The organism is Comamonas sp. BIGb0152, assembly GCF_024809975.1.
GTDB lineage: Bacteria > Pseudomonadota > Gammaproteobacteria > Burkholderiales > Burkholderiaceae_C > Comamonas.
Genome location: NZ_JANUDY010000005.1, coordinates 233,737 through 258,709, shown reverse-complemented (window position 1 = coordinate 258,709; position 24,973 = coordinate 233,737). Strand labels below are relative to the sequence as shown.

Here is a 24,973-nt window from a genome sequence, read left to right as displayed (position 1 = left end):
ACAGTGCGGTGCTTCGAGTTGAGCAGCCGCACTCGATGGTATTCGCTGCAAAGGTGCCTGGCCGACACAAACTGCAGCAATGCTGCTGGCGGTAATGCAAACGATGACAGCAACACCCAAGCGCTGGCCCTGATGCAATCTATGCTCAGCGCCATGCCCGCCAGCATGCAAGAGCAGGCCGAGCAGAACATGCAGCAGGCGCTGCAAAGCACCGCCATGCCAGCTGCCTCCGCATTCATGGGCGAGACCGCTCAACGCGGCGCCCAGCTGCTGCAAGGTATGCGCGAGCAGCTGCAGTTACAGCAAGCCCATGCCCGCATCGCCACCCACTACTACCACTGCGACCACCTGGGCACCCCGCTGGCCTTGACCGATGCCAACGTTTAGTTGAAATTATCAAAATATTTCAGTCTTCAACAAATATTAGAAAGATGTCTATCCACCATGACGACAGTTTTTTGCGCCCTTCTGCTGCTAACTGGTGTATGGTTAACAGTAATGAACTGGCACTGCTTTTATGTGGCATTCATAAAAAGGCGGCCGTCACCATCTTGGATACCGTTTCTAGGCGGAATTCTAGTCTCAGTTGGTTTTTATTTCTTCCCAAACAACTCCATGAATAGCTGGGCATGGCTAGCATTTGTGCTTGATTGGGGCAGTGTGCCCGGCATTTCGCACAGCATTGCCCATCACTTTATTCACAAAAAGAGCAGCCACACCTAAATAAAAAGTCACGTATTTTTAATCGCGCTTTACAAGTATATTGTAAAAGCTACATTGCTCGAATACCAGATCTCATGGATCTGACAGTGAAGACCCCATCCAATTCACGATCAGAGATTAATATGCGGAAATATCTAAGACATTGTTTTTATTTAATTGGATTTTGCATATTCGCATTATTAATTAGTGTTTTACCAAAAATACTTGGAGGCAATGAGTCTATTTTCTCTTTTTATATTTCATGGAAAATTATACTCATACTTCCATGCTATTTAATTAGTCTCATCCTCATGGAACAACTATACAAAATAGCAAATCGTATTCAATCGAATTCCGAAGAACTTGATCAATGACAATGGCCAGATAAATCCATCACTGTTTTTCTTGGGCTTCTTCATTAAGATTGTTTCGTTCTTTCATAGCGCATCACAAGCTGGAAATACATTTCATTCCTTGAGCAAATCGGCATTGAAACTACCCAAGTGATGCTGACCAAGCAACGCTGTTCCAAGGCTTGCGCATGTCTTAGATGGGGTTCATCAGCGCAATCAAACCCACATGCTCGGCTTGAAGATCCACAAGCTTTCCACGGCGCCTCAAAGAGGCAGACAGCGCCCAACCCACCATGCGCGCTGCAGTGCGCCTTCGAACCCCCCTCCACATTCCTCTCAAGACCTGGCCCCAGCGTCGGCAATGATCGTCAGCCATGCCCGCACCAGCGATAACAACCATGCTTGTCCAATCGCATTGCAATCACATGTATTCGTATTTCATCTAATACTAATCTTATTAAGAATTAGCGATCATCGAGTCCTCTCCTCCAGACTGGGACCCGTGGGCATATGGACTTGATTCAGAACTTCATCGCGTTGCTCGGTGAAAGCGCAGTACTCCGCAGCCAGCAGGACCTGGCCGGCCATGTGACCGACTGGCGCGGGCGCTACCAGGGCCAGGCCCAGTGCGTGCTGTTCCCGTCGACGACGGCGCAGGTCGCAGCGGTGGTCAAGCTCTGCCATGCGGCCCAGGTGCCGGTCGTGGCCCAGGGTGGCAACACCAGCCTGTGCGAAGGCGCCATTCCGCGTGCCGATCTGCCCCAGACCGTGGTCATCAACCTGGGGCGCATGCGCAATGTGCGTTCGGTTGATCCGGCCAACAACTCGATGGTGGTGGATGCCGGCTGCGTGCTGCAGACCGTGCAAGAAACGGCCCGCAACCATGGGCGCCTGTACCCGGTGAGCCTGGGCGCCGAGGGATCCTGCCAGATGGGCGGCAATATAGCGACCAATGCCGGCGGCACAGGCGTGCTGCGCTACGGCAATACCCGCGAGAACGTGCTGGGCCTGGAAGTGGTGCTGCCCGATGGCCGCATTTGGGACGGGCTCTACGGTCTGCGCAAGAACAACACCGGCTTTGATCTCAAGCATTTGTTCATCGGCTCCGAAGGCACGCTGGGCATCATCACCGGCGCCACGCTCAAGCTGCACCCGCTGCCTACGGCTCGTGCCATGGCCTGGCTGGCGGTCGAATCACCACAGGCCGCTATCGACATGCTGGCCCGGTTCCAGAGCCGTTGCAGCGCCTCGCTGTCAGCTTTCGAGATGGTCAACGATGTGCAGCTGAACATTGTGCTGAACCATGTGGCCGACCGCCGCGCACCGCTCAGCCCCAGCTACCCCTGGCATGTGCTGGTGGAGCTGACCGATACCTGCGACGAGGCGCTGCTGTCCGCCGCACTGGAAGAGACCTTGTCGACCGCCGCCGAAGAGGGCCTGCTGCTGGATGCGGCCATCGCCACCAATGGCAAGCAACAGGCCGACTGGTGGGAGGTGCGCCACAGCGTCTCCGAGGGCAACAAGAAGGCCGGCATCGGCATCAACACCGACCCGGCCGTGCCACTGTCGGCCATCCCAGCCTTCATCAGCCAGGCGACGGCCGCGGCGCACGGCATAGTGCCGGGCGCGCCCATCATCATCGTGGCCCACCTGGGCGACGGCAATGTGCACTTCATCCCGCAGCTGCAGTTTGCGCAGTGGCAGGCGCTCACGCCCGCCGAGCAGGACCAGCTCTCGCACCGCGTCAAGCAGGCCGTCAATGAAGTGGCCTGCGCGCTGGCGGGCACCTTCAGTGCCGAGCACGGCATCGGCCAGGTGCTGACCGATGAGATGGCGCTGTTCAAGCCTGCCGTCGAGCTGGACCTGATGCAGGCCATCAAACGCGCCATTGATCCGCAGCAGCGCTTCAACCCCGGGCGCCTGCTGCCGCCCGCCCCCTGATCCCCCCTGTTCCCCTCCCTCCACTTCCCTGCCTCTTCCTTTGAAAGGACACTTTATGACTGAGATCACTACCTCCCGTCGCACCGCACTGAAGGCGGCCGTGGCTGGCGCAGGCCTGATTGCTGCACCTGCCGTACTGCGTTATGCCCGTGCCACGTCCAAGCGTATCGTGGTGCGTGATGACGGCGGTATCTACACCAAGGCCTACGGTGCGGTGTACTACAAGCCCTTCACGCAGAAGACCGGCATCGAAGTGGTGGGCGTGCAGGCAACGGCCGAGCCCGTGGCCCAGATCCGCAGCATGGTGGAGACCAAGAACTACACCTGGGACATGGCCAAGATCAGCCAGCCGGCTATTCTGCTGCTGACCGAAGGCGGCAAGGTGCTGCTGGAAAAGCACGGCCTGGAAAACGACCCCTTCGTCAAGACCATCCCGGCGCAGTACATGTCGCCCTACGGCGTGGGCACCAATGTCTACAGCACCGTGCTGGCCTACCGCGAAGAGGCCTTCAAGGGCCGCGCAGCGCCCAAGTCCTGGGCCGATTTCTGGAACGTCAAGGACTTCCCCGGCCGCCGTGGCATCCGCAAGCACCCGTTTGACACGATGGAGCAGGCGGCAATGGCCTCGGGCGTATCGGCCGCGCAGCTGTACCCGCTGGATCTGGACCGCGCCTTCAAGGCCCTGGACCAGATCAAGCCCAAGATCGATGTCTGGTGGAACTCGGGTGCCCAGGTCGAGCAGATGCTCAAGTCCGGCGAAGTGGACATGATCGCCACCTGGGTGTCGCGCCCGCAGTCGGCCAATGCCGATGGCGCCAAGATCGGCATCGTCTGGAACCAGAACATCTGGGGCGTGGACAGCTGGTCCATCCTGGCGGGCACGCCCAATGCCGATGCCTGCCGCGAGTTCATCAAGTTCGCCTCCGAGCCCCAGCGCATGGCCTCGCTCAGCCAGTACTTTGCCGCTGGCGTGACCCAGCCCGAGGCCTTCAAGTACATCAAGCCCGAGGTGGCCAAGGACTCGCCCACCTATCCCGAGAACATCAAGAACGGCGTGCAGATCGATGCCAAGTACTGGGTGGCCAACCAGGCCGCGGTGATCGAGAAGTTCAACGGCTGGGTGCTCAAGTAAGCGCTGCCCGCCAGCGATGACCAAGCCTGCTGAGGCGCGGCACACCGTACCGGCCTCAGCACAGGCACCACCAGGTTGATTCGTTGCAGCACGGTGCAATGGAGAAGATTGAAATGAAGAATATAAAACTGTCGATTGCGGGCTTGACCAAGCGCTATGGCTCTTTTGTCGCGCTGCACCCCACCAACCTGGAAGTGCCTGAGGGCGAGTTCCTGACCCTGCTGGGCCCCTCGGGCTCGGGCAAGACCACTTTGCTGAGCATGATCGCCGGCCTGTCCGTGCCCGATGGCGGCCAGCTGCTGATCAATGGCAAGGACGTGACCTATGGCGCGCCCTATGAGCGCGACATCGGCATGGTGTTCCAGAACTATGCGCTGTTCCCGCACATGACGATTGCCGAGAACATCGCCTTCCCGCTGAAGATGCGCAAGCTCGACCGCGCCACCGCGATGAAGCGCGCCATGGAGGCGCTGGAGCTGGTGCACCTGCCCCATGTGGCGCAGCGCTTTCCGAAGGAGCTGTCGGGCGGCCAGCAGCAGCGCATTGCACTGGCGCGCTGCCTCGTCTACAAGCCCTCGATCGTGCTGATGGACGAACCCCTGGGCGCCCTGGACAAGAAGCTGCGCGAGCACATGCAGCTGGAGATCAAGCGCATCCACCGCGAGGCCGGCACCACCATCGTCTATGTGACCCACGACCAGGAAGAGGCGATGACCATGTCGGACCGCATCTGCCTGATGGATGGCGGCCGCATTGCACAGCTGGGCACGCCTGCTGACCTGTACTTCCGCCCGCGCACGCCCTTTGTGGCCGACTTTCTGGGCGAGAGCAATCTATTCAAGGGCACGGTGGTGGCCAGCCAGGCGGGCCAGGCCCGCGTGGCCCTGACCGGCACCAACACCGAGCTGCTGGCCTCGGCCGACCAGCCACTGGCTACCGGCGCCAAGGTCTGCGTGATGGTGCGCCCGCAAAACATGGCAGCCGCCGCAGCGGCCCAGGGCGCCAGCGAGCGCTTCAGCGGCCAGCTGATGGACACCATGATCACCGGCAGCCTCACCAAGCTCTACCTGAAGGCGCCTGCGCTCAGCACCGAGCCGGTGGTGCTGTCCTTCCCGACCTCCATCGCCAAGCATGACCACGCGCTGGGCAGCACTTTGGACTTTGGCTGGTCCAGCAGCGACGCCGTCGCCGTACCGGAGCCCGCATGAACAGCGCCGCCACCCCCCGCGCAGCCTGGGTGAAGCCACTGATGATGGCCGCCCCGCTGGTCATGCTGTTTCTGGTGCTGCTGGTCTACCCCGTGGGTCAGTTGCTGCTGCTGAGCATCTACAGCGACGGCAGCTTCAAGTGGAACAACTACAGCCAGCTGTTCAGCTCCTCGGTCTACCTGGACACGATGTGGATCACCTTGAAGATCTCGCTGGTCACGGCGCTGCTGTCCATCGTCGGCGGCTACCCGATTGCCTACCTGGTCTCGTCCTTGCAAAAGGACAAGAAAAGCCGCTGGGTGTTCTGGATTCTGCTGTCGTTTTGGACCAGCTTTCTGGTGCGCGCCTTTGCCTGGATCGTCGTGCTGGGCCGCAATGGCTTGGCCAACCAGCTGTTGCTGGCGCTGGGCCTGCAGGATGCGCCCTCGAACATGCTCTACAGCTTTGGTGCCGTGCTGGTGGGCATGGTCCATGCGCTGATGCCGCTGGCCGTGCTGACCATGCTGTCGGTGATGGAGAACATTGACCGCAACCTGCCGCGCGCCGCGCTCACCTTGGGTGCGCGCCCGGGTACTGCTTTTTGGCGCGTCTACTTTCCGCTGTCCATGCCCGGTGTGGCAGCGGGCGCCATCATGGTCTTTGTCACCGCCGTGGGCTTCTTCATCGTGCCGCAGCTCCTGGGCGGCCGCAAAGAAACCATGATCACCCAACTCATCATCGAACAGGTGATGCAGGTGATGAACTGGGGCTTTGCCGGCGCCATCTCGGTGCTGCTGCTGGTCGTCGTGCTGATCGTGTTTGCGGTCTATGACAAGGTGCTGGGTCTGTCGACGATGACGGGCGCACAGTCGGATAAAAGCAACCACAGCAGCGGCGTGATGCGCCAGCTGTCCGAGATGCTGCTGGGCTTGCTCGGCAGCATCAGCGACCGCCTGATTGCGCTGGTGCCGCGCTCGCGCAAACGCGATCTGCAGCAGGGTGATTCCTTCGTGCTGCGCGCCAGTGTGGTGGCGCTCTTGGTGTTCTTGAGCGTGCCTGCGCTGTTGATGATCCCGATCTCCTTTGCCGACAAGTCGGGGCTTAACTGGCCGCCCCAGGGCTTTACCCTTCAGCACTACCAGGACATGCTGGCCTCGCCGCTGTGGATCAACGCCACGGTGCGCAGCTTTGTCGTGGGCTTTTTTGCCGCGCTGGCGGCCATGGCCGTGGGCACGCCGGTGGCCTTTTTGCTGGTGCGCGGCCAGATGCGCGGCAAGGCCTTGCTGCTGGCCTTTGTGCTGTCACCGCTGATCATCCCGCGCATGATCATTGCCGTCGGCATGTTCTATTTCTTCTCCAAGGTGGGCCTGGTGGGCACCTCGCTGGGCCTGGTGCTGGGGCATACCGTTATCGCCATCCCCTATGTGGTGATGACCATGATGGCCGTGCTGCGCAACTACGACACGCGCCTGGACATGGCCGCCCAAAGCCTGGGCGCCCGCCCCTGGCAGACCTTGCGTTACGTGACCTTCCCGATCATTGCCGCCGGCCTGACCTCGTCCTTCCTGTTCGCGTTTGCCACCTCGTTTGACGAGCTGACCATCTCGCTGTTTGCCTCTGGTGGCCTCAGCTCCACCCTGCCCAAGCAGTTCTGGGATGAAGTGACCCTGCAGATCTCGCCGGTGATCGCCGCCGTCTCGACCTGCCTGTTCGCCTTCATCGGCATTTTGATCACCTGTGCGGACTGGCTGCGTCGCCGCTCCGCCGCTTCTTTGAATTGATGAACCATGACTACACGTATTACCTCTGAGCAACTCCGCGGCATCTTCCCGGCACTGGCAACGCCCGTCACCGCCGACGGCCAGATCGACACCCAGGCCGTGCGCGCCCTGCTCGCCCACCTGCAAGGCAGCGGCATCAGCGGCAGCGTGCCCCTGGGCGGCACTGGCGAATACGGCGCCCTCTCGCGCGCTGAGCGGGCCCGCATGGTGGCCACGGTGCGCGAGCACCAGGCCGCTGACCTGCCGGTGCTGGCCGGCGTGCTCGACCCGGGCTACTACGACGCCATCGCCTCCGGCCAGGCGCTGGCCGATGCGGGTGCGGACGCGCTGATGGTGCTCACGCCCTACTACACCACGCCATCGCAGCAAGGCATTCGCGACTACTTCATGCGCTATGCCGATGCCTCGCCGCTGCCCGTGGTGATCTATGAGATCCCCTACCGCACGCGCATCTCCATCGCGCCCGAAGTGCTGCACGAGCTCTCGCGCCACGAGAACATCATCGGCATGAAGGCCTGCAACACCGACATGTACCACTTCCTCAAGGTGGTGCAGGGCGTGGATGCCAGCTTTGCGGTGCTGAGCGGTGAGGACACCATCTTCCCCGCGCAGATGCTCTGCGGCGCCCAGGGCGGCATCATCGTCACGGCCAACCTGCTGCCCAAGACGTGGACCCGCATGTACGCGCTGCTGACCAGCGGCAAGACCCAAGAGGCGCTGGCCCTGCACCAGGAACTGATTGGCCTGTTGGACCTGGCCTTTGCCGAGACCAACCCCGGCCCGATGAAGTCGGTCTGGGACCTGGTGGGCGTGCAAGCGCCACACCTGCTGGCCCCGCTGGTCGATTGCAACCCACAGCTGTCGGCCCGCCTGCGCGAGGCGCTGACAGTGCGGCTGCAGGCCGAGCGCCAGCTGGCCTGATCGGGCACCCGCCATGCTGCCCGCCATCAAAGACTACCGCGCGCTGGCGCGCCGGCGCCTGTCCCGCTTTGCCTTTGACTACCTCGAAGGCGGCGCGGAAGACGGCCGCAGCATGGCCCGCAACCTCGCCTCCTGGGGCGATGTCACCTTTTTGCCGCGCGCCATGGTCGATGTCAGCCAGGTGGACACCAGCGTCACCTTGTTTGGCCGCAAGCAGGCCATGCCGGCCTTTGTGGGCCCGACTGGGCTCAACGGCCTGTACTGGCCGCAGGCCGAGCAGGTGCTGGCCCGCGCGGCCCATGCCGCCGGCCTGCCCTTTGTGATGTCGACCGCGTCCACGTCGCTGTTGGAAGATGTGCGCGCCGCCAGCCCAGGCGATCTGTGGCTGCAGCTGTATGTGCAAAAGGACCGGCGCATTGCGCAGAGCATGATGGCGCGCGCGCAGGCGGCGGGCTTTAGCGCGCTGATGCTGACGGTGGACACCATGGTGCACGGCAAGCGCGACCACGATGTGCGCAACGGCTTTCGCATGCCCGTGCCCTGGACGCCCCGGCTGCTGGCCGACCTGCTCAGCCACCCGCGCTGGTGCCTGCGCATGCTGCGCCAGGGCGGCTCGCCGCAACTGGTCAACCTGGCGCGCAGTGCCGGGGTGGAAAGCAATATCCAAAAGCAGGCTGCCGCCATGAGCCGCGAGATGGACATGGCCCTGCGCTGGGAAGACCTGGCCTGGGTGCGCCGCCACTGGCAGGGCCCTGTCATCGTCAAGGGCCTGCTCAGCGCCCAGGATGCCCAGCGCGCGCTGCAGGCGGGCGCAGACGGCATCGTGGTCAGCAACCACGGCGGGCGGCAGCTGGAATGCGCGCCCGCGCCCATGGCGCAATTGCCGCAGATTGCCGACGCCGTTCATGGCAAGATGCATATCTTTGTCGATGGCGGGGTGCGCCGAGGCAGTGACATGGCCAAAGCCCGGGCGCTGGGGGCCGATGCCGTCTTGCTGGGGCGCGCGCCGCTCTACGGACTGGCCTCGCGCGGGCCCCAGGGCGTGGCCGAGGTTCTGGAGATTTTGCGCACCGAGCTGGAGACCACCCTCCGATTGCTGGGCGCCCCGCAGGCCACAAGCCTGAACGCGACCTTTCTGCAAAACCATTAGACAGTGACCCGAGACAGCCGCTTTTTACGATGCCTAAAACCACACACAGCATTGCCGAGCCCGTAGCAAGCGTTGAACCCACCGCCCGTGAATCTTCGTTGTTTGTCGGCTCCCTGGCCAAGGCCTTTCAGGTGCTGGAGGCGTTTCGCGACACCCACCGTGAGATGTCGCTCGCTGAGATTGCGCGCGCCGCCCAGCTCGACCGCAGTGCCACCCAGCGCATCATCTTCACCCTGGAGAAGCTGCGCTACATCCGGCGCCTGCCCGACTCCAACCTCTACACGCTCGCACCCGAGGTGCTGCGCCTGTCCTACAACTACCTGCGCTCGCAGCGCATCGTCGAGCGCGCCTACCCATATCTGATCGAGATGACCCACACCTTGGGCGAGACCTCGAACCTGCAGGAGATGGATGGCAACGAGGTGGTGTTTATCGCCAAGGTGCCGGGCCGCTTTATCTACAACTCGGACTTTGCCGTGGGCTCGCGCCTGCCCGCCGCCTACACCGCATCGGGCCGGGCCATGCTGGCCAAGCTGCCGATGGACGAGCGCCTGCGCCTGATCGCATCCACGCCGCTGGTCAAAATCACCGCGCAAACCGTCACCGACCCCGAAGAGCTGCTGCGCAGCATTGAGGCGGCCGAGCGCGACGGTTATGCCATCGTGCAAAACCAGACCGTGGTGGGCGATATCTCCGTGGCCGCCGCCATTACCGGCCGGGGCGGCGTGCCCATTGGCGCCATCACCATCTCGGCGCCCTCCACCCGCTGGGGCACGGCCAAGGCCGAGGCCGAGCTACTGCCCCATGTGCTGCTGGCCGCCACGTCCATCTCCAACATCCTCGATAATTTCTAAGTCCGTGCCATTCATCTGCGGGGCGACGAAAAAACGCAGCCCTCTGCTGAAAAACCCCGTTCACAACGCGCCGATATGTCCATATGACGTTTAAGTTGTATGAATAGTGAACAATAGCGTTTATAGATATACACAAGACTAACTGAGTACTGCACTGCTATGAGCGCCTTTCTCGAAGAACGTGTCCTGTCTGTTCACCACTGGACCGATCGTTTGTTCTCTTTCACGACCACCCGTGACCCTGCGCTGCGCTTCTCCAGCGGCCACTTCACCATGATTGGCCTGAAGGTCGATGGCAAGAACTTGCTGCGCGCCTACTCCATCGCCAGCCCCAACTACGAAGAGCATCTGGAGTTCCTGTCGATCAAGGTCGATGACGGCCCGCTGACCAGCAAGCTCCAGCACATCCAGGTGGGTGACACCATCATCGTCGGCAAAAAGCCCACGGGCACCTTGCTGGTCGATTACCTGCTGCCTGGCAAGAACCTGTACCTGATCGGCACAGGCACGGGCCTGGCACCTTGGCTGTCGGTGGCGCGCGACCCCGAGACCTATGACCACTTCGAGAAGGTCGTCGTGGTACATGGCGTGCGCCAGATCGAGGAGCTGGCCTACCAGCAACTGCTGGAAGAAGAGCTGCCCAACCACGAGTTGCTGGGCGAGATCGTCAAGGACAAGCTGGTCTACTACCCGACGGTGACGCGCGAGCCCTTCCGCAACCAGGGCCGCATCTCCAACCAGATCACCGCTGGCACCTTCCCGCAAAACATCGGTCTGCCCGAACTGAATCCGGACACCGACCGCGTCATGCTCTGCGGCAGCCCCGCAATGCTGGCTGAGCTCAAGGAACTGCTGGAAGCCAAGGGCTTCAAGGAGGGCAACACCTCCACGCCCGGCGACTTTGTGGTCGAGCGCGCCTTCGTCGAGAAGTAGGCAGCTGCATCCCCCCATGCAAAAACGACCCGAGGGTCGTTTTTTGTTGCCTGCGTCCCAAGGAGCAAGGCCGGTTGGCGAAGGAGTAAATCGCTTAGATCAGCTGCTCGGTGTAGAAATTGCCACCGTGGTAGAGCAGCGGCGGCACGCCCACCTGGTGCTGGCAATGCGCCACCTCACCCACCAAAATCACATGGTCGCCTGCGTCATGGTGCGGGCCGTTGCGGCACTCAAAGCTGGCAATGGCGCCTGCCAGCAGCGGCACGCCGGTCACGCCGAGCGCGTAGTCCACACCGGCCCAGCGGTCGATGCCCTTGCGGCTGAACTGCAAGGCCAGCGCCTTTTGGTGCGCGCCCATCACATTGATCGCGTAGTGGCTGACGGTTTCGAACACCGGCATCGAGGTGGCCGTCTTCATCAGGCTCCACAGCACCAGCGGCGGGGTGAGCGAGGCAGAATTGAAGGAGCTGATGGTCAAGCCGACCTTGTTGCCATCGGGCGCCAGCGCTGTCACCACCGCCACCCCGGTGGCAAACTGGCCCAGCGCATTGCGAAACTCACGTTCGGAAAACGCGGGCGAAGCGGGAGATTGCAGGTGTTCAGGGGGCAAGGAGCGGTTCACGGGACAGGCAGACGGCAGGAGCACAGGCCATGCCGTCAAAAGCAGGGGGTAGCGGCCATTATCGGCCAGGGGGCGAGGCCCCTGCCCGCGTAGGTGCTTGAAAACAAGGCAGGCGGACCGCATCTGCAAGCAAAATCCACGGCGAGAAGCAAACCTATGTCCTTGATTCCCAACTTCGCGATGCTCGGCAGTGGCCCGACGGTGCTGATGCTCCACGATGCCGACACCGACCACCTGGGCTTTGCGCCGCAGGTGGAGCTGCTCGCCAGCCAGGGCTACCGCGCCATTGCCTGGGACATGCCCGGCTACCACGGCAACCCACCGCCTTATGGGGGCTACAGCCTCAAGGCACTGGCCGCCACGGCCGATGGCCTGCTCGATGCGATGGAGATTGGCCGCGCCCATATCGTGGGCCATGGCATGGGGGCCATGGTGGCCGCCGAGCTGGCGCTGCGCTACCCCACGCGCGTGCGCAGCCTGGCCTTGGTGGCAGGCGGCCCGGCGCTGGATGACGGCGCCCAGCAGCACTGGGTGCAAAGCCGCCAGCAGCTGCTGGCCCAATGCCTGCAGCACGCCAGCACCGAGGCGGTGCAGATGCAGCGCTTTGCCGAGCTGCTGGTGCAGCTGCAATCGGGCCAGCAGGCCTTGCCCGAAGGGCTGCAACTGGCACGCCATGCCATCACCCAGATCCAGCCGCTGGCCTATGGCCGCATGCTGGAGATGCTCGCTGGCCCCAGCACACTGGCCGAGCGCCTGGCCCATATCAGCCAGCGCTGCCTGCTGGTGAGCGGCGGCCAGGATGTCTGCATGCCGCCCCAGCGCATGCAGGCGCTGGCCGATCAACTGCCCCAGGCCCGGCATGCCTGCCTGGAGGGCATTGGCCACTGGCCGCAGCTGGAGAACCCGGATGCCTTCGAAGGCCTGCTGCTGGACTTTTTGGCGAGCCAAAAGGCCACGGTGCACTAGGAAAAACCCGTAAATCCCGGCGCAACAGCAGCGCTTTGCCTCTGCAGGTGGTTGACTCGCCAAGCTGGCAATGCACAAACCTTGGCGCCACTGGGCCAAAAAACTGGCATGCTATGGGGTTTGGCGTGCAGCCCGTCACTCTCCTGGAGCGCTCCAGCACTGGCGGACGGCCACCATGACCGGCGCCGGCCCTCCTCACAAGCCGCTGCTGTCCCTGTTGCCAACTGGAAGGATTAGTCCCGTGTCCCCCTCTTCCCTGAGCTTTGCCCTCACCCCATCGAGCCAACCACGCAGCGCCCAAGAACGCGCCAAGATTCTCGACAACCCGGGTTTTGGTCTGCACTTTACCGACCACATGGTCTCGGTGCACTGGGACAAAGAAGGCGGTTGGCGTGATGCGGCAGTTACCCCCTACGGCCCGATTGCGCTGGACCCGGCCGCTGCCGTGCTGCACTACGGCCAGGAGATTTTTGAAGGCATCAAGGCCTACCGCCACGCCGACGGCTCGATCTGGACCTTCCGCCCCCAGGCCAATGCCGAGCGCCTGCAACGCTCCGCCCGCCGCCTGGCGCTGCCTGAGCTGCCGGTGGACATCTTTGTGGAATCGCTCAAGCAGATCATTGCCGTGGACAAGGACTGGGTGCCCAGCGGCAACGAGGCCAGCCTGTACCTGCGCCCCTTCATGATTGGTGACGAGGTCTTTCTGGGCGTGCGCAGCGCCCACAAGGCCAGCTACTACGTGATCGCCTGCCCCGCAGGCCCCTACTTTGCCAAGGGCGTGGCACCCGTGGCGATCTGGCTGTCCACCGACTATGCCCGCGCGGCCAAGGGCGGCACGGGCGCTGCCAAGTGCGGCGGCAACTACGCCGCATCGCTGCTGCCCCAGCAGCAGGCGCAAGACAATGGCTGCTCGCAGGTGCTCTTCCTCGACCCTGCCGAAGGCAAGTACCTCGAAGAGCTGGGCGGCATGAATGTCTTCCTGGTCTACGGCAAGCAAAACAAGCTGGTCACGCCCGAGCTGTCGGGCAGCATCTTGGAAGGCATCACCCGCGACTCCGTGCTGCAGCTGGCACGCGACCGGGGCATGGTGGTCGAAGAGCGCAAGATCGCCGTCGACGAGTGGAAGCAAGGCGTGGCCTCGGGCGATATCACCGAAGTCTTCGCCTGCGGTACCGCTGCCGTCATCACCCCCATCGGCCAGCTCAAGGGCCAAGGCTTCTCGGTGGGCGACCTGTCGGCCCCGGCCGGCGAAGTCACCATGGGCCTGCGCAAGGAGCTGACCGACATCCAGTACGGCCGCGCCGCTGACCGCCACGGCTGGCTGGTGCGCCTGGACGCCTGATTGCTCCCACCCAAACACAAGGGCCGCACACTGTGCGGCCCTTTTTCATGGTGCAGGGAGCCGCGATTTAAGCTGCGACAACAGCTTGGCGCTTGCTTTCGTTCTCGAAACCATAGAAGCCAAAACGCATCTCCGGCATGCGCCCGCTCACCAGCTCGGCCATGGCCTTGCCGCTGCCGGCGCCATGGGTCCAGCCCAGGGTGCCGTGGCCGGCATTGATCCACAGCTTGTCGATCTTGGTGCGGCCGATAAAGGGGATATTGGTGGGCGTAGCGGGGCGCAGGCCGGTCCAGAACTGGGGGTTGCCGCCTTGCTCGGGCAGGCGGGTGTCGCAGACGCCGGGCAGCAACTCTTCCACCCGCCGCGCCAGCATGTGGCATCGGGCCTTGGCCAGCGGGCTGTCCAGCGAGCTGTCAAAGCCATTGAGCTCGATGGTGCCGGCCACACGCAGCTCGTTGCCCAGGCGGCTCATCGCCAGCTTGTTGCCATCATCGATGCAGCTGACAAAGGGCGCGGCCTCGGGCTTCAGGATCGGCAAGGTGGCGCTATAGCCCTTGCCCGGGTAGATGGCCACATTCAGGCCCACGGTGCGCAGCAGCGGCGCGGTATAGCTGCCGCAGGCCACGATGACGGCATCGCCCTTGAGCGTCTGCGGAGCGCTGTCGGCGCCCGCCGCCGTGGAGCGCACGGTGACCGCGTCGATCGCGCCGCCCGCCACATTCAGCCGCTCGACGCGGTGGTTGTAGAGAAACTGCACGCCGCCCTGGGCGCACAGCTGGGCCAGCTTTTGCGTAAACACCCGCGCATCGCCGCTTTCATCGCTTTCGGTAAAGGTGCCGCCTTTGATGTGCGCCGCATAGGGACGGAAGGCGGGCTCGATCTTCAAAAATTCTTCGGTGCTGACCATGCGGCGGTTCACCCCGTACTGGCGCATCAGATCAACAGCCAGCTGCGCATCCTGCACCGCTTCGTCGCTGGTGAAGAAATGGGCAATGCCGCGTTCGAGCCGGTTGTACTGGATGCCCGTCTGCGCCACCACGGCCTTCAAGGCGCTGTGGCTGTAGGCACCCAGTGCGACGATCTGCTGCACATTGCGGGCAAAGGAGCGGTCATTGCACTCGGCCAGAAACTGCGTCAGCCAGCGCCATTGCTGCGGATCGGCATGGGGGCGCAGCAGCAGGGGGGCTTCCTTGTCGAACATCCACTTGAGCGCCTTGAGCGGGGCATGCTTGTTGGCCCAGGGCTCGCAGTAGCTCACCGAGATCTGCGCAGCATTGGCAAAGCTGGTCTCCAGCGCCGCGTCCGGTTGGCGGTCGACGACGGTGACGTCGTGGCCGAGTTGCAGCAAATGCCAGGCAGTGCTGGTGCCGATGATGCCGGCGCCGAGGATGATGACTTTCATGCTTCTCAGTGTCTGGCATCTTGGCTGTTACATAAAGTGCAATTAAACTTCTTCAAGAATCATCAGTTCTGCTAATACTGGAGCCCCATGAGCAACCTGGACCCGATTGCACTGGAATGCCTGGCCGCCGTGATCGAAGAAGGCGGTTTTGAGAAGGCCGCCCTGCGCCTGAATGTGACGCAATCGGCCGTCTCACAGCGGTTGCGCGCGCTGGAGGCGCAAATTGGCTCGGTGCTGGTGGTGCGCAGCCGGCCGCTGCGCCCTACGGCGGCGGGCCAGCTGCTGCTCAAGCACACCCAGCAGCTGCGCCTGCTGCGCACCGACCTGGAGCAAGAGCTGCACAGCCTGCTGCCGCACACCATGCGCCGCAACGCACATGACGAGGCCATCTCGATTGCCATCAATGCCGACAGCATTGCCACCTGGGCACTGGATGCGCTGCAGGGCATTGCCTTGCAGCAGCTGCCGCTGGAGATCATCACCGACGACCAGGACCACACCTTGGAGCTGCTGCGCACTGGCGAGGTGCTGGGCTGCGTCACCACCATGCCCCAGGCGCTGCGCGGCTGCCGCGTCACCGCGCTGGGCGCCATGCACTACATCGCGGTGGCATCGCCCAGCTTTGCCGAGCAGCATGTGCCCCAAGGGCTTAACCGCAGCAACTTCAAGCACCTGCCGTTTCTCAGCTACAACCGCAAGGACGACATGCAGCGCGTGTTTGTCGCCCGCGCAATGGGCCTCAAGACCGTCGGCCTGCACCAGCTGTATGTGCCCAACTCCGAAGCCCAGGTGCGCGCCGTGGCCGCCGGCTGGGGCGTGGGCGTGGTGCCCGAGCTGCTGGCGCGGCCCTACCTGGCCGATGGCCGCCTGGTCAATGTGGCCGAGGCCCAGGTGCTGCGGGTGGACCTGTACTGGCACTGCTGGAACCTGCAATCGGCCTTGCTCGGCGCGCTGAGCGAGGCCATGGTACACAGCGCCAAAAGCAGCCTGGCACCGCCCACCGCTGCAGCCCGCGCCACCGTCAAGGCATAAAAAAACTGCCTGCACCCCAGGGGATGCAAGCAGTTTCCGGATGTACCCCTGTGTTCATTGCACAGGTGGCTCCATCCCTCCCTCATCAGTGAAATCCGTTAGCAATGCAGTATCCCCGCCAAGTATGGCTATACCGTGAATAGCCAATGACAGTCCGGTGATCTGCTCCCTACCGGCTTATCGAATCAGCAAGACCGGCAGCTTGCTTTGCGCCAGCACCTGGGTCGCCACCGAGCCCATGACCAGTTTGGCCAGTGCGCCATGGCCACGGGTGCCCATGATCAGCAGGTCATAGCCGCCCTCATCGGCCCGCTCGGCAATGGTCTGGGCAATCGGGCCGACCTGGCTTTCGGCCACCGCTTGCACCTGGTGGGCAGCCAAGAATGCCTGCACGGGCTCGAGCACCTTCTGCGCCTCTTCGGCGTGGTAATCATCCACCAGCGCCTTGCCCAAGGCCTTGGCTGCGCGCGGGGGCAGGTGGGGCTGCACGGTCAGCACCGTGTACTGGTGCACAGGGGCCAGCCACTCCGCATGGGTTGCCAGGTAATCGAGCATCTTCTGAGTGTAGGGGCTGCCGTCAACGGCCAACAAAATACGCATGCCTGAACTCCTTGGAAAAGGGGTGAGGGACCCAACACCGGTGACGCACACCAACGCGGGACGGTGACCTGTCAAAGCCGATCGCCAATACCGGCAAGGTACTTTGCAGGCTTAAATCATGTGTATCAGCTTATAGATTTATCGTCAAACACACATTGATGTGCATCAGGTTCGGCGATGAATTTAGGTGAAAACCCTTAGATCTACTTGTCGATCTGGGAAAAACCTCCACGCGCGCCGTTGACCATAACTGCTTTGCCGCAGAAAATGGCAAAAATAACTGTTTTAGGGGCTCCGTATGCAGAATGGAGATGGATACGCCGGATATAAGTGGTTATCGGAGGTGTACAACCTGGCCCCTGTGCAGCCCTTTCGGGTTTGCAGCGTCATTGGCTCGTCGCGCTCCAGCGCGGTGTCAAATGGCTTCAGGGTTGAGACCTACCCTGCACATTACCAACCGGATGCAACGCTGAGGGCGCATCTGACGTTTGCGCTCAAGTACGAGGGCGTTGAGCTGGATTTTCTCAACCGCCTCTTCGAGGTTACTGGGCCCAAGCCCCTCGCCAGGTGGGCGTTGGAAGAGCCCACGGGTGCGTACGCGCGCCGCTGCGGCTTCCTCTATGAATGGCTCAGCGAGTCTATTTTGGATGGGGTGGGTGACGCTGGCGGGAACTACGTCGACTTGCTCAATGCGTCCCAGTACCTCAGCGCCACGGTGCCTGATAAGGTGCGCCGCTGGCGCATCAACAACAACCTGCCAGGCACCCGCGCCTTTTGCCCGATGGTCGATTTTGGCAAGCAGGGTCCGGCTGATCCGGCGCCACTGCGCGCTGAGATCGACAACATGGTGGATCAGTTCGGGATCGAGACCATCGAGCGTGCGGTCAACTGGCTGACCATCAAAGAAAGTAAGGCCAGCTTTGCCATCGAGTCCGAGGGCAAGGAAGAGGACCGCATCCGCCGCCTGGCGCACGCCATGGGCATGCACTGCGACAAGATCGAGTCTGCCCTCACGGAAGAGGGAATGCTGATGATTCAGCAGGCCATCATGGGCGACAAAATGGTGGGCGCCAGGCTCGGCATTCGCCAGTCACCGGTTTTTGTCGGGCACACCAACTCGGTTTTCGAGCCCGTAATTGACTACCTGGCGCCGCACCATGCAATGGTGGCCGAGATGATGGATGGTCTGCGTGCTTTCGAGCAGCGCACCCGGGGGCAAAACCCGCTGCTGCGAGCAGCGGCCCTGTCCTTTGGCTTTGTCTACATCCACCCGCTGGGTGACGGAAATGGCCGTCTCTCACGCTTCCTGATCAACGACATCCTTCGGCGCGATGGCTTTCTGCCAGCGCCGGTCATCTTGCCAGTCTCGGCTGTGATCAGCGAGAACGCCATGCGGCGCGCTGCCTACGACACCGCTTTGGAGCATCTGTCACGGCCGCTGATGGCTACGATGAATTCGGTGTGCACGTTTGGCGCGACCGTGCAATACGAAGATGGCGTCAAGTCCAACCTGCACGTAGCCGAGTGGGACCGGGGTCTGGCGACTTGGCGCTATGCGGACCTCAGCTTCCAGTCTGAGTACCTGGTCGACGTCATCCGTCACTCGATCCTGCACGGACTCAAGGACGAAGCGATTTACCTGCTGCGTTACGAAACCGCACGCAACAGCCTCAAGGAAATCATCGAGGGCCGCGATGAGGACTATGCGACGATCATCCGATCCCTGGTGACGAACATGCAGGTCAGCGGCAAGCTGCGCAAAACGTACCCCGGTGTCTTCAACGATGAAGATCTCACCAAGCGCGTTGAGCGCGCGGTCTTCAAGGCCTTTGAGTTGCTGCCCGACGATGGCAATGATGACGATGACGTGGTGCCGCGCGTTGATGTGGTGGCCCGATGAATCCATGAGGCCCCCGCCAACTCAGACTTCGTCCATGAACCCACAAAAAAGATACCAACGGCGTGCAATGCGCAATCGGTACCCAGTGTGGATTTTTGCCAGACCCAACGACCGGACCCTGCCGCTTTACACCGCCACCAGGCAATGCGGGTTGAACGTCTCCTGCTCGCCCTTGCGCGCATAGCCCAGCGGGTTGGCCACCACCCGGCATTGCCAGCTGCGGCCATCGCTGTGTGTCCCACGGGCCAGGTAATCGCTGGGCGCATGCAGGTGGCCGTGGATCCAGATATCGGCATAGGGCAGCAAGTCGTCCAGCGCATTGCAAAACCCGGCCGTGCCTGGCGTCATGCCATAGCGCGGGTCGGCGCTGCGCAGGCTGGGCGCGAAGTGGGTGATGACGACGGTCTTGCCGTCAAAAGGCTCGGCCAGTGCGGCGCGCAGCCAGGCCTGGCAGCGCAGCGCTTCGTCGCGCATCTCGGCGGCCAAAAAGGGCTGGCCGTTGCGCTGCATCTGGGCCTTGGTCAGGTAGAAGTTGGCGGCCTTGAAGGCTTTTTCGCGCTGCTTCATCAGCGCGCCCAGCTCGGTCACGCCGTTGTGCAGCGCAATGGCGTCGTAGTCGGACCAGAGCGTGGTGCCGATAAAGCGTACGCCATCGATGACCAGGGTGTCGCAGTCGAGCAGGGTGATGCCCAGCTTCTCGCAGCTGGCGCGCAGGCGCAGCCGGGCGGCATCAAAATCCTGGCCGTCAAACTCGTGGTTGCCGGGCACCAGGATCACCGGCTCGGGCCAGTGGCCGCCGGCCTGCTGGGGGCTGAACTGCGCGAGGCCAAAATCGGCATCGGCCAGCATGGAGCCGCTTTGGTAGGAGCCGATGTCTCCGGCCAGCACCAGCAGCGCGGCGCCGGGCGCGGGCTGGGCGCGAAAATGGGGATGGGTCTCCAGGTGCAGGTCGGACAGGATTTGCAGGTGCATCACCAAGCCTACCATGCAGCTCGCAGCTTTGCAGCCCGCTACAGAGGCAATTCCTGGTCGGGGAAAGCGGCCCGGGCCGAGCGCTCCAGCGCATGCAGCATCCATTCCAGCGCCGAGGGCGGAATATGCCCGCTGCGGCTGCGCCACAGCGCATCCACATGCACGGCCTCTACCCGCAGCGGCAGCGGCTGAAAAGCCAGCAAATCTGCAATGCCGGTGGCCGGCACAAAATGGCGGGGCAGCACGGTGATCAAATCGGTGCGCGCCACCACCCGCGCTGCGGTGAAGTACTGGTTCACCGTCAGCACCACCCGGCGCTTGCGGCCAATCGATGCCAGCGCCTCATCCAAAAAGCCAAAGGGCTGGCCGGAAAAACTCACCAGCATATGGCGCGCATCGCAGTAGCGCTCCAAAGTCAGCAAGCCCTCACTCAAGGGATGGTCCTTGCGCATCACGCAGAGGTATTCGCCGTCGTAGAGCCGCCGGCTCTCGAAATCCACCAGGTCGCCCGACTGGGCGCGGGCCGTCATCTCGGCCAGCACAAAGGGGAAATAGCCCACGGCTAGGTCGGCCGTCTCGGCCTCCAGCTCCTGGCGTGGGTCTCGGGTAGTGAGTGGTTGCACATGCACGGAGACACCTGGCGCCTCGGTCTCCAGAATATGCATCAGGCTGGGCAGCAAGGTGGCCGCCGTGGCATCGGCCATTGCCACCACAAAGGCCTGGGTGGCATGGGCGGGGTCAAAGCGCTCGGGCGCAAAGCTGGCTTGCAGGCGCGCCAGGGATTCGCGCACCACCGGCCACAGCGCATTGGCCAGCGGCGTAGGCTCCACGCCTTGGCCACTGCGCACCAGCAGCTCGTCGTTCAAGGCTTCACGCAGCCGGCGTATGGCATTGCTGACGGCCGGTTGCGTGATGGCCAGCTTGTCTGCTGCCCGCGTCAGGCTGCGCTCGTTCATCACCTCGTCGAATACACGCAACAGGTTCAGATCCAGGTGGCGAAATTGGTGGGGCAGCATTTTCAATCCTTTGCAGCGCTGGACGACCCGCAATACATCACTGGCATGAATGATACAGATTCAAAAGATAAATTTGAGATCGTCTAGGGTAAACCCTATACTTCGTTCATCGCTTCAAAGAAGCATTGAAAACCAAAGACATCCATCATGACCAACAGTTTTGTACACACCGACATGGCTACCGAGCACACGGGCGTTCTGCGTGTGGAACGTGCTGCTGAACATCTCAAATCCACCTTCGGCACCAAGGGCGTTGGCGCATCGCTGATGCTGGCCGCGCTGGTCGCTGCCGTGCTGGTGGTTGCCACCCGCCTGGTCGACTCCGTCGCTGGCGGCAGCCACTGGATCGCTGGCTGGGCCCTGCTGTGGGCTGTGGCCTTTGTGGCCATCGCACTGCTGGCCGCCCCTGCCCGTAACCTGAGCAGCAGCCTGCGCGCCGCCCGCCGCAGCTGGGACGAAGGCCACCGCCGCGCCATGGAAGACGACAAGACCTGGCAAGTGGCCCTGCAAGACAGCCGCGTGATGGCTGATCTGAACCGCTCCATGAGCGACGCTGCGGTCTCGTTCTACCACAAGAACTACTGAGCAGCGCTGGCGGGTCGCTAAGACCCAGGCGCCGGCAGCCACGATCTGCCCTTTCAAAAGCCATGGCATGCCATGGCTTTTTTGTCGTTGGCTGCCGCCGCAAGCGGGTTCCGAACCGCTTGCCTGGCATGGGGATGCGCTGCGCGTGCGAAGACCCCAGCTTGCCCAACACCCCCAGCCCCTGCAGACTGCATGCGGCCCTGCAGCGGTTGGGCAAGCGTTTTTCAGCACAGCGAGGCAGGGGCTGTATGCAACACACCACAGTACAAGCCAGCCGCTGGCGCCCCGCCTCGCCTGCCCCAGCGCACTCCAAAGCACCCTAAAGCACCCCCCAGGCACCCAAAACAAAACCCCGCATGCCTGAGACATACGGGGTTTTGCTTTATGTCGCTGGCCGTGCTGCGGGCAGCACGGGGTGATCAGCGGCTACGGCGGCGCATCACGCAGCAGCCAGGCGCTTTTCCAGATCGGCCTTGATGTCCAGCAGTGCCTGGGGCAGGCCCTGGGCGAGGTGGTCAAAATGGGCCTGGTGCGATGCCAGCTCTTCGGTCCAGACAGCGGTGTCGATGTTGGTGACGGTCTTGAACTGCTCGGCATTGAAGTCCAGGCCGGTCCAGTTGATCTCGGCATACTGCGGTGCCACGCCAAAGGCGGTCTGCGTGCCCTGCACCTGGCCTTCGAGGCGGTCGAGCATCCACTTGAGCACGCGCATGTTTTCGCCGTAGCCGGGCCAGACAAACTTGCCAGCGGCATCCTTGCGGAACCAGTTGGTGGTGTAGATCTTGGGCAGTTGCGCGCCAGCGGCTTCGAGCTTTTGGCCCAGGTTCAGCCAGTGGGCAAAGTAGTCGCTCATGTTGTAGCCCATGAAAGGCAGCATCGCGAACGGATCGCGGCGCACCACACCTTGCGCGCCAAAGGCCGCAGCGGTGGTTTCGGAGCCCATGGTGGCAGCCATGTAGACGCCTTCCTTCCAGTTGCGCGCCTCGGTCACCAGCGGCACCGTGGTCGAGCGGCGGCCACCAAAGATGAAGGCATCGATCTTCACGCCCTTGGGGTCGTCCCAGGCTTCGTCAAGCGCCGGGTTGTTGGTGGCAGCCACCGTAAAGCGGGCATTGGGGTGGGCGGCCTTGGCGCCGGTTTCCTTGGCGATCTGGGGGGTCCAGTCTTTGCCTTGCCAGTCGATCAGGTGATCGGGCAGCTGGCCGCTGTCCTTTTCCATGCCTTCCCACCACACATCGCCGTCGTCGGTCAGCGCGACGTTGGTGAAGATCACGCCCTGGTCCAAGCTGGCCATGCAGTTGGGGTTGGTGTGGTAGTTGGTGCCAGGGGCCACGCCAAAGTAGCCAGCCTCGGGGTTGATGGCGCGCAGCGAGCCGTCGGCCTGGGGCTTGATCCAGGCGATGTCGTCACCGATGGTGGTTACCTTCCAGCCATCAAAGCCAGTGGGCGGCACCAGCATCGAGAAATTGGTCTTGCCGCAGGCGCTGGGGAAAGCCGCTGCCACATGGTACTTTTTGCCCTGGGGGTTTTGCACGCCCAGAATCAGCATGTGCTCGGCCAGCCAGCCCTGGTCGCGGCCCATGGTCGATGCGATGCGCAGCGCAAAGCACTTCTTGCCCAGCAGCGCATTGCCGCCGTAGCCCGAACCGTAGGACCAGATTTCGCGCGTCTCGGGGTAGTGCACGATGTACTTGGTCTTGTTGCAAGGCCAGCTGGTGGTGTCTTTTTCGCCGGCCTGCAGGGGCGCGCCGATGGTGTGAACGCAAGGCACAAATGCACCATCGCTGCCGATCACGTCGTACACGGCACGGCCCATGCGGGTCATGATCTTCATGTTGACCGCCACATAGGCGCTGTCGGACAGCTCGATGCCCACGTGGGCAATCGGCGAGCCCAGCGGGCCCATCGAGAACGGCACCACATACATGGTGCGGCCCTTCATACAACCGTCAAACAGCGGCTGTAGAGTCGAGCGCATCTGGGCAGGTTCCATCCAGTTGTTGGTGGGGCCGGCGTCTTCCTTCTTGGCCGAGCAGATGTAGGTGCGGTCTTCCACGCGCGCCACGTCCGAGGGATCGGACCAGGCCAGAAAGCTGCCGGGGCGCTTGGCGGGGTTGAGCTTTTTGAAGGTGCCGGCATCGACAAGTTGCTGGCAGAGGCGGTCGTATTCTTCCTGGCTGCCGTCGCACCAGTAGACGGCATCAGGCTTGCACAGCGCGGCCATATCGGCCACCCAGGCGATGAGCTTGGGGTTCTTGACGTAGTCGGGGGCCTGGATGGCGACACCGGCTTGGATGTTTGCGTTCATCGGAAGCTTTCAAAGTTGTAAACGGTTCATCAAAAACCGCTGCGACATGCTCCCTGGCCGACAGCAACCCATTTTTGAAAAACCGTCTCCACAGCGGCAGGAACCGCACCCCGGTGGTGCCCCCGATGCCTGCGCTGGACTGGCGATTTTATCAGTCGGCCCCCAAAACGGTGATTTTTGCCAGGCATATCTATGCATTTGATGCATGCATATATGCATAGCAGTATTGATACCGGTTTCTTGCTCGCAAGCGCTGTCGCGCAGGTGGCGGGTGGGCACCGCCAGGCCCTGCAGCGGGCCATTGCCAGCCAGCTTCGGGCAAGAAAAAACCCGCCAGCGGCGGGTTCAGCGGGGAGGGTCAAGGGCGCTCAGGCCATGTTCACGGCAATAAAGGCCAGCAGGAACATCATCAGCGCGCCCACCACGGGCAGCACCACCGGCATCAGCGGAACAATGGCGTCCACGGTATCTACAGGGGGGTGTTCGGTGTCGACATTCGTGTCGACGTCGCTGTGCGGGCTGGACATGGGCTCTCTCCAATGCAAAGGGCTGGCAAAAAAGCTAAGAACCATTGTAGCGAGCGAGCCCCGGCCTGCATGCCGGGCAAAAACCCTGAGCCGTCACAGTGGATGCGGACTAGGCTGCCAGCACCGGGTACAGCGACAGCACCAGCAGCGCCGCCATGCACCAGTTAAAGCGCTGCAGCGCTTGGGGCGTGCGCAGGGCCCGGCCAACTGCGCTGCCAAACAAGGTCCAGACACTGACGCTGGGGTAGTTCACCAGCCCCAGCACCAGGGCGGCCAGCAGCAGGTTGGCGGCATAGCCATCGCGCGGCGTGTAGGTGGCCACAATGCCGATGGCCATGATCCAAGCTTTGGGGTTCACCCACTGGAAGGCGGCGGCCTGCCAAAAGCCCAAGGGCTGGGCGCCAGTTTGCCCGGCACCCGCCTGGCCCGCGCGGGCAATCTTCCAGGCCAGCCACAGCAGGTAGGCGGCACCCAGGTATTTGAGCCAGGTGTAGAGGCGCGGCTCGCGCTCAAAGGCCACGCCCAGCCCCAGGCCCACCAGCAGCAGCATGGCCACCACGCCCAGACTGATGCCCAGCATGTGCGGCACCGTGCGGCGGTAGCCAAAGCTGGCGCCCGAGGCGGTGAGCATCACATTGTTGGGGCCCGGCGTGACCGAGCTGACAAAGGCGAACAAGGCCAGGGGCAACACAAAGGCGGAGGTTTCAGGCAAAACAGACATGGCAAGCTGCAAAAAAGGAGATAAGA

General features: G+C 62.7%; 22 protein-coding genes. 14 read left to right on the top strand and 8 right to left on the bottom strand.

What is annotated here, in order from left to right; translation table 11 throughout:
• Nucleotides 1-132 precede the first annotated feature (132 nt).
• From M2375_RS12130 to M2375_RS12090, 9 genes are all read left to right on the top strand, one after another.
• Entirely contained in the window at nucleotides 133-387 is a 255-nt protein-coding gene (locus M2375_RS12130; protein WP_259167075.1) for an RHS domain-containing protein, read from the top strand.
• A gap of 1,178 nt (nucleotides 388-1,565) precedes the next feature.
• Entirely contained in the window at nucleotides 1,566-2,996 is a 1,431-nt protein-coding gene (locus M2375_RS12125; RefSeq protein ID WP_259167071.1) for an FAD-binding oxidoreductase, read from the top strand.
• 55 nt (nucleotides 2,997-3,051) lie between these two features.
• Nucleotides 3,052-4,128 (top strand): ABC transporter substrate-binding protein, encoded by a 1,077-nt coding sequence (locus tag M2375_RS12120; protein WP_259167069.1) that lies wholly within the window; start codon nucleotides 3,052-3,054, stop codon nucleotides 4,126-4,128.
• A gap of 113 nt (nucleotides 4,129-4,241) precedes the next feature.
• On the top strand, nucleotides 4,242-5,336 hold the full coding sequence (locus M2375_RS12115; protein ID WP_259167066.1) for an ABC transporter ATP-binding protein: 1,095 nt from the start codon (nucleotides 4,242-4,244) through the stop codon (nucleotides 5,334-5,336).
• On the top strand, nucleotides 5,333-7,096 hold the full coding sequence (locus tag M2375_RS12110; protein WP_259167065.1) for an ABC transporter permease subunit: 1,764 nt from the start codon (nucleotides 5,333-5,335) through the stop codon (nucleotides 7,094-7,096). The genes M2375_RS12115 and M2375_RS12110 overlap by 4 nt, the downstream gene beginning before the upstream one ends.
• Before the next feature lie 6 nt (nucleotides 7,097-7,102).
• Nucleotides 7,103-8,017 (top strand): 4-hydroxy-tetrahydrodipicolinate synthase, encoded by a 915-nt coding sequence (gene dapA / locus M2375_RS12105; protein WP_259167063.1) that lies wholly within the window; start codon nucleotides 7,103-7,105, stop codon nucleotides 8,015-8,017.
• Between the two features lie 13 nt (nucleotides 8,018-8,030).
• Nucleotides 8,031-9,167 carry an alpha-hydroxy acid oxidase gene (locus M2375_RS12100; RefSeq protein WP_259167055.1) on the top strand — a complete coding sequence of 379 codons (1,137 nt, stop codon included), beginning with the start codon at nucleotides 8,031-8,033 and terminating at the stop codon, nucleotides 9,165-9,167.
• Nucleotides 9,168-9,196: 29 nt separating this feature from the next.
• A complete protein-coding gene (locus tag M2375_RS12095) occupies nucleotides 9,197-10,021 on the top strand; it encodes an IclR family transcriptional regulator (protein ID WP_259167053.1) in 825 nt (274 codons plus the stop codon).
• Between the two features lie 159 nt (nucleotides 10,022-10,180).
• A complete protein-coding gene (locus M2375_RS12090) occupies nucleotides 10,181-10,954 on the top strand; it encodes a ferredoxin--NADP reductase (protein WP_259167051.1) in 774 nt (257 codons plus the stop codon).
• 94 nt (nucleotides 10,955-11,048) lie between these two features.
• Here M2375_RS12090 and M2375_RS12085 read toward each other — a convergent pair whose 3' ends face one another.
• Nucleotides 11,049-11,576, bottom strand: a complete 528-nt coding sequence (locus M2375_RS12085; protein ID WP_259167049.1) for a flavin reductase family protein — start codon at nucleotides 11,574-11,576, stop codon at nucleotides 11,049-11,051.
• A 156-nt stretch (nucleotides 11,577-11,732) separates the two neighbouring features.
• Here M2375_RS12085 and M2375_RS12080 point away from each other — a divergent pair, with 156 nt between their 5' ends.
• The gene (locus M2375_RS12080; protein ID WP_259167046.1) at nucleotides 11,733-12,542 is read left to right on the top strand and encodes an alpha/beta fold hydrolase; all 810 of its coding nucleotides are present in this window, start codon (nucleotides 11,733-11,735) and stop codon (nucleotides 12,540-12,542) included.
• A 241-nt stretch (nucleotides 12,543-12,783) separates the two neighbouring features.
• On the top strand, nucleotides 12,784-13,884 hold the full coding sequence (locus M2375_RS12075) for a branched-chain amino acid aminotransferase (protein WP_259167044.1): 1,101 nt from the start codon (nucleotides 12,784-12,786) through the stop codon (nucleotides 13,882-13,884).
• Between the two features lie 67 nt (nucleotides 13,885-13,951).
• On the opposite strand, the gene M2375_RS12070 is transcribed toward M2375_RS12075, so the two are convergent.
• Nucleotides 13,952-15,286 (bottom strand): D-amino acid dehydrogenase, encoded by a 1,335-nt coding sequence (locus M2375_RS12070; protein ID WP_259167040.1) that lies wholly within the window; start codon nucleotides 15,284-15,286, stop codon nucleotides 13,952-13,954.
• A gap of 87 nt (nucleotides 15,287-15,373) precedes the next feature.
• Here M2375_RS12070 and M2375_RS12065 point away from each other — a divergent pair, with 87 nt between their 5' ends.
• Nucleotides 15,374-16,318: a LysR family transcriptional regulator ArgP gene (locus M2375_RS12065; protein ID WP_259167039.1), complete on the top strand. Its 945-nt coding sequence runs from the start codon at nucleotides 15,374-15,376 to the stop codon at nucleotides 16,316-16,318.
• A 177-nt stretch (nucleotides 16,319-16,495) separates the two neighbouring features.
• Here the strand turns inward: M2375_RS12065 and M2375_RS12060 are convergent, their stop codons facing one another.
• Nucleotides 16,496-16,918, bottom strand: coding sequence for a universal stress protein (locus M2375_RS12060; RefSeq protein ID WP_259167038.1), 423 nt, complete (start codon nucleotides 16,916-16,918; stop codon nucleotides 16,496-16,498).
• A gap of 343 nt (nucleotides 16,919-17,261) precedes the next feature.
• Here M2375_RS12060 and M2375_RS12055 point away from each other — a divergent pair, with 343 nt between their 5' ends.
• Nucleotides 17,262-18,818 carry a Fic family protein gene (locus M2375_RS12055; RefSeq protein WP_259167028.1) on the top strand — a complete coding sequence of 519 codons (1,557 nt, stop codon included), beginning with the start codon at nucleotides 17,262-17,264 and terminating at the stop codon, nucleotides 18,816-18,818.
• Between the two features lie 126 nt (nucleotides 18,819-18,944).
• Here the strand turns inward: M2375_RS12055 and M2375_RS12050 are convergent, their stop codons facing one another.
• Nucleotides 18,945-19,790 (bottom strand): metallophosphoesterase, encoded by an 846-nt coding sequence (locus tag M2375_RS12050; protein ID WP_259167021.1) that lies wholly within the window; start codon nucleotides 19,788-19,790, stop codon nucleotides 18,945-18,947.
• Nucleotides 19,791-19,828: 38 nt separating this feature from the next.
• A complete protein-coding gene (locus M2375_RS12045) occupies nucleotides 19,829-20,806 on the bottom strand; it encodes a LysR family transcriptional regulator (protein WP_259167012.1) in 978 nt (325 codons plus the stop codon).
• A 147-nt stretch (nucleotides 20,807-20,953) separates the two neighbouring features.
• Between M2375_RS12045 and M2375_RS12040 the strand changes: the two genes are divergently transcribed.
• Nucleotides 20,954-21,391, top strand: a complete 438-nt coding sequence (locus M2375_RS12040; protein ID WP_259167004.1) for a hypothetical protein — start codon at nucleotides 20,954-20,956, stop codon at nucleotides 21,389-21,391.
• Between the two features lie 439 nt (nucleotides 21,392-21,830).
• Here M2375_RS12040 and M2375_RS12035 read toward each other — a convergent pair whose 3' ends face one another.
• From M2375_RS12035 to M2375_RS12025, 3 genes are all read right to left on the bottom strand, one after another.
• On the bottom strand, nucleotides 21,831-23,699 hold the full coding sequence (locus M2375_RS12035; RefSeq protein ID WP_259167002.1) for a phosphoenolpyruvate carboxykinase (GTP): 1,869 nt from the start codon (nucleotides 23,697-23,699) through the stop codon (nucleotides 21,831-21,833).
• 368 nt (nucleotides 23,700-24,067) lie between these two features.
• On the bottom strand, nucleotides 24,068-24,226 hold the full coding sequence (locus M2375_RS12030) for a hypothetical protein (protein ID WP_259167001.1): 159 nt from the start codon (nucleotides 24,224-24,226) through the stop codon (nucleotides 24,068-24,070).
• 109 nt (nucleotides 24,227-24,335) lie between these two features.
• Nucleotides 24,336-24,947: a LysE family translocator gene (locus M2375_RS12025; RefSeq protein WP_259166996.1), complete on the bottom strand. Its 612-nt coding sequence runs from the start codon at nucleotides 24,945-24,947 to the stop codon at nucleotides 24,336-24,338.
• Nucleotides 24,948-24,973 lie beyond the last annotated feature (26 nt).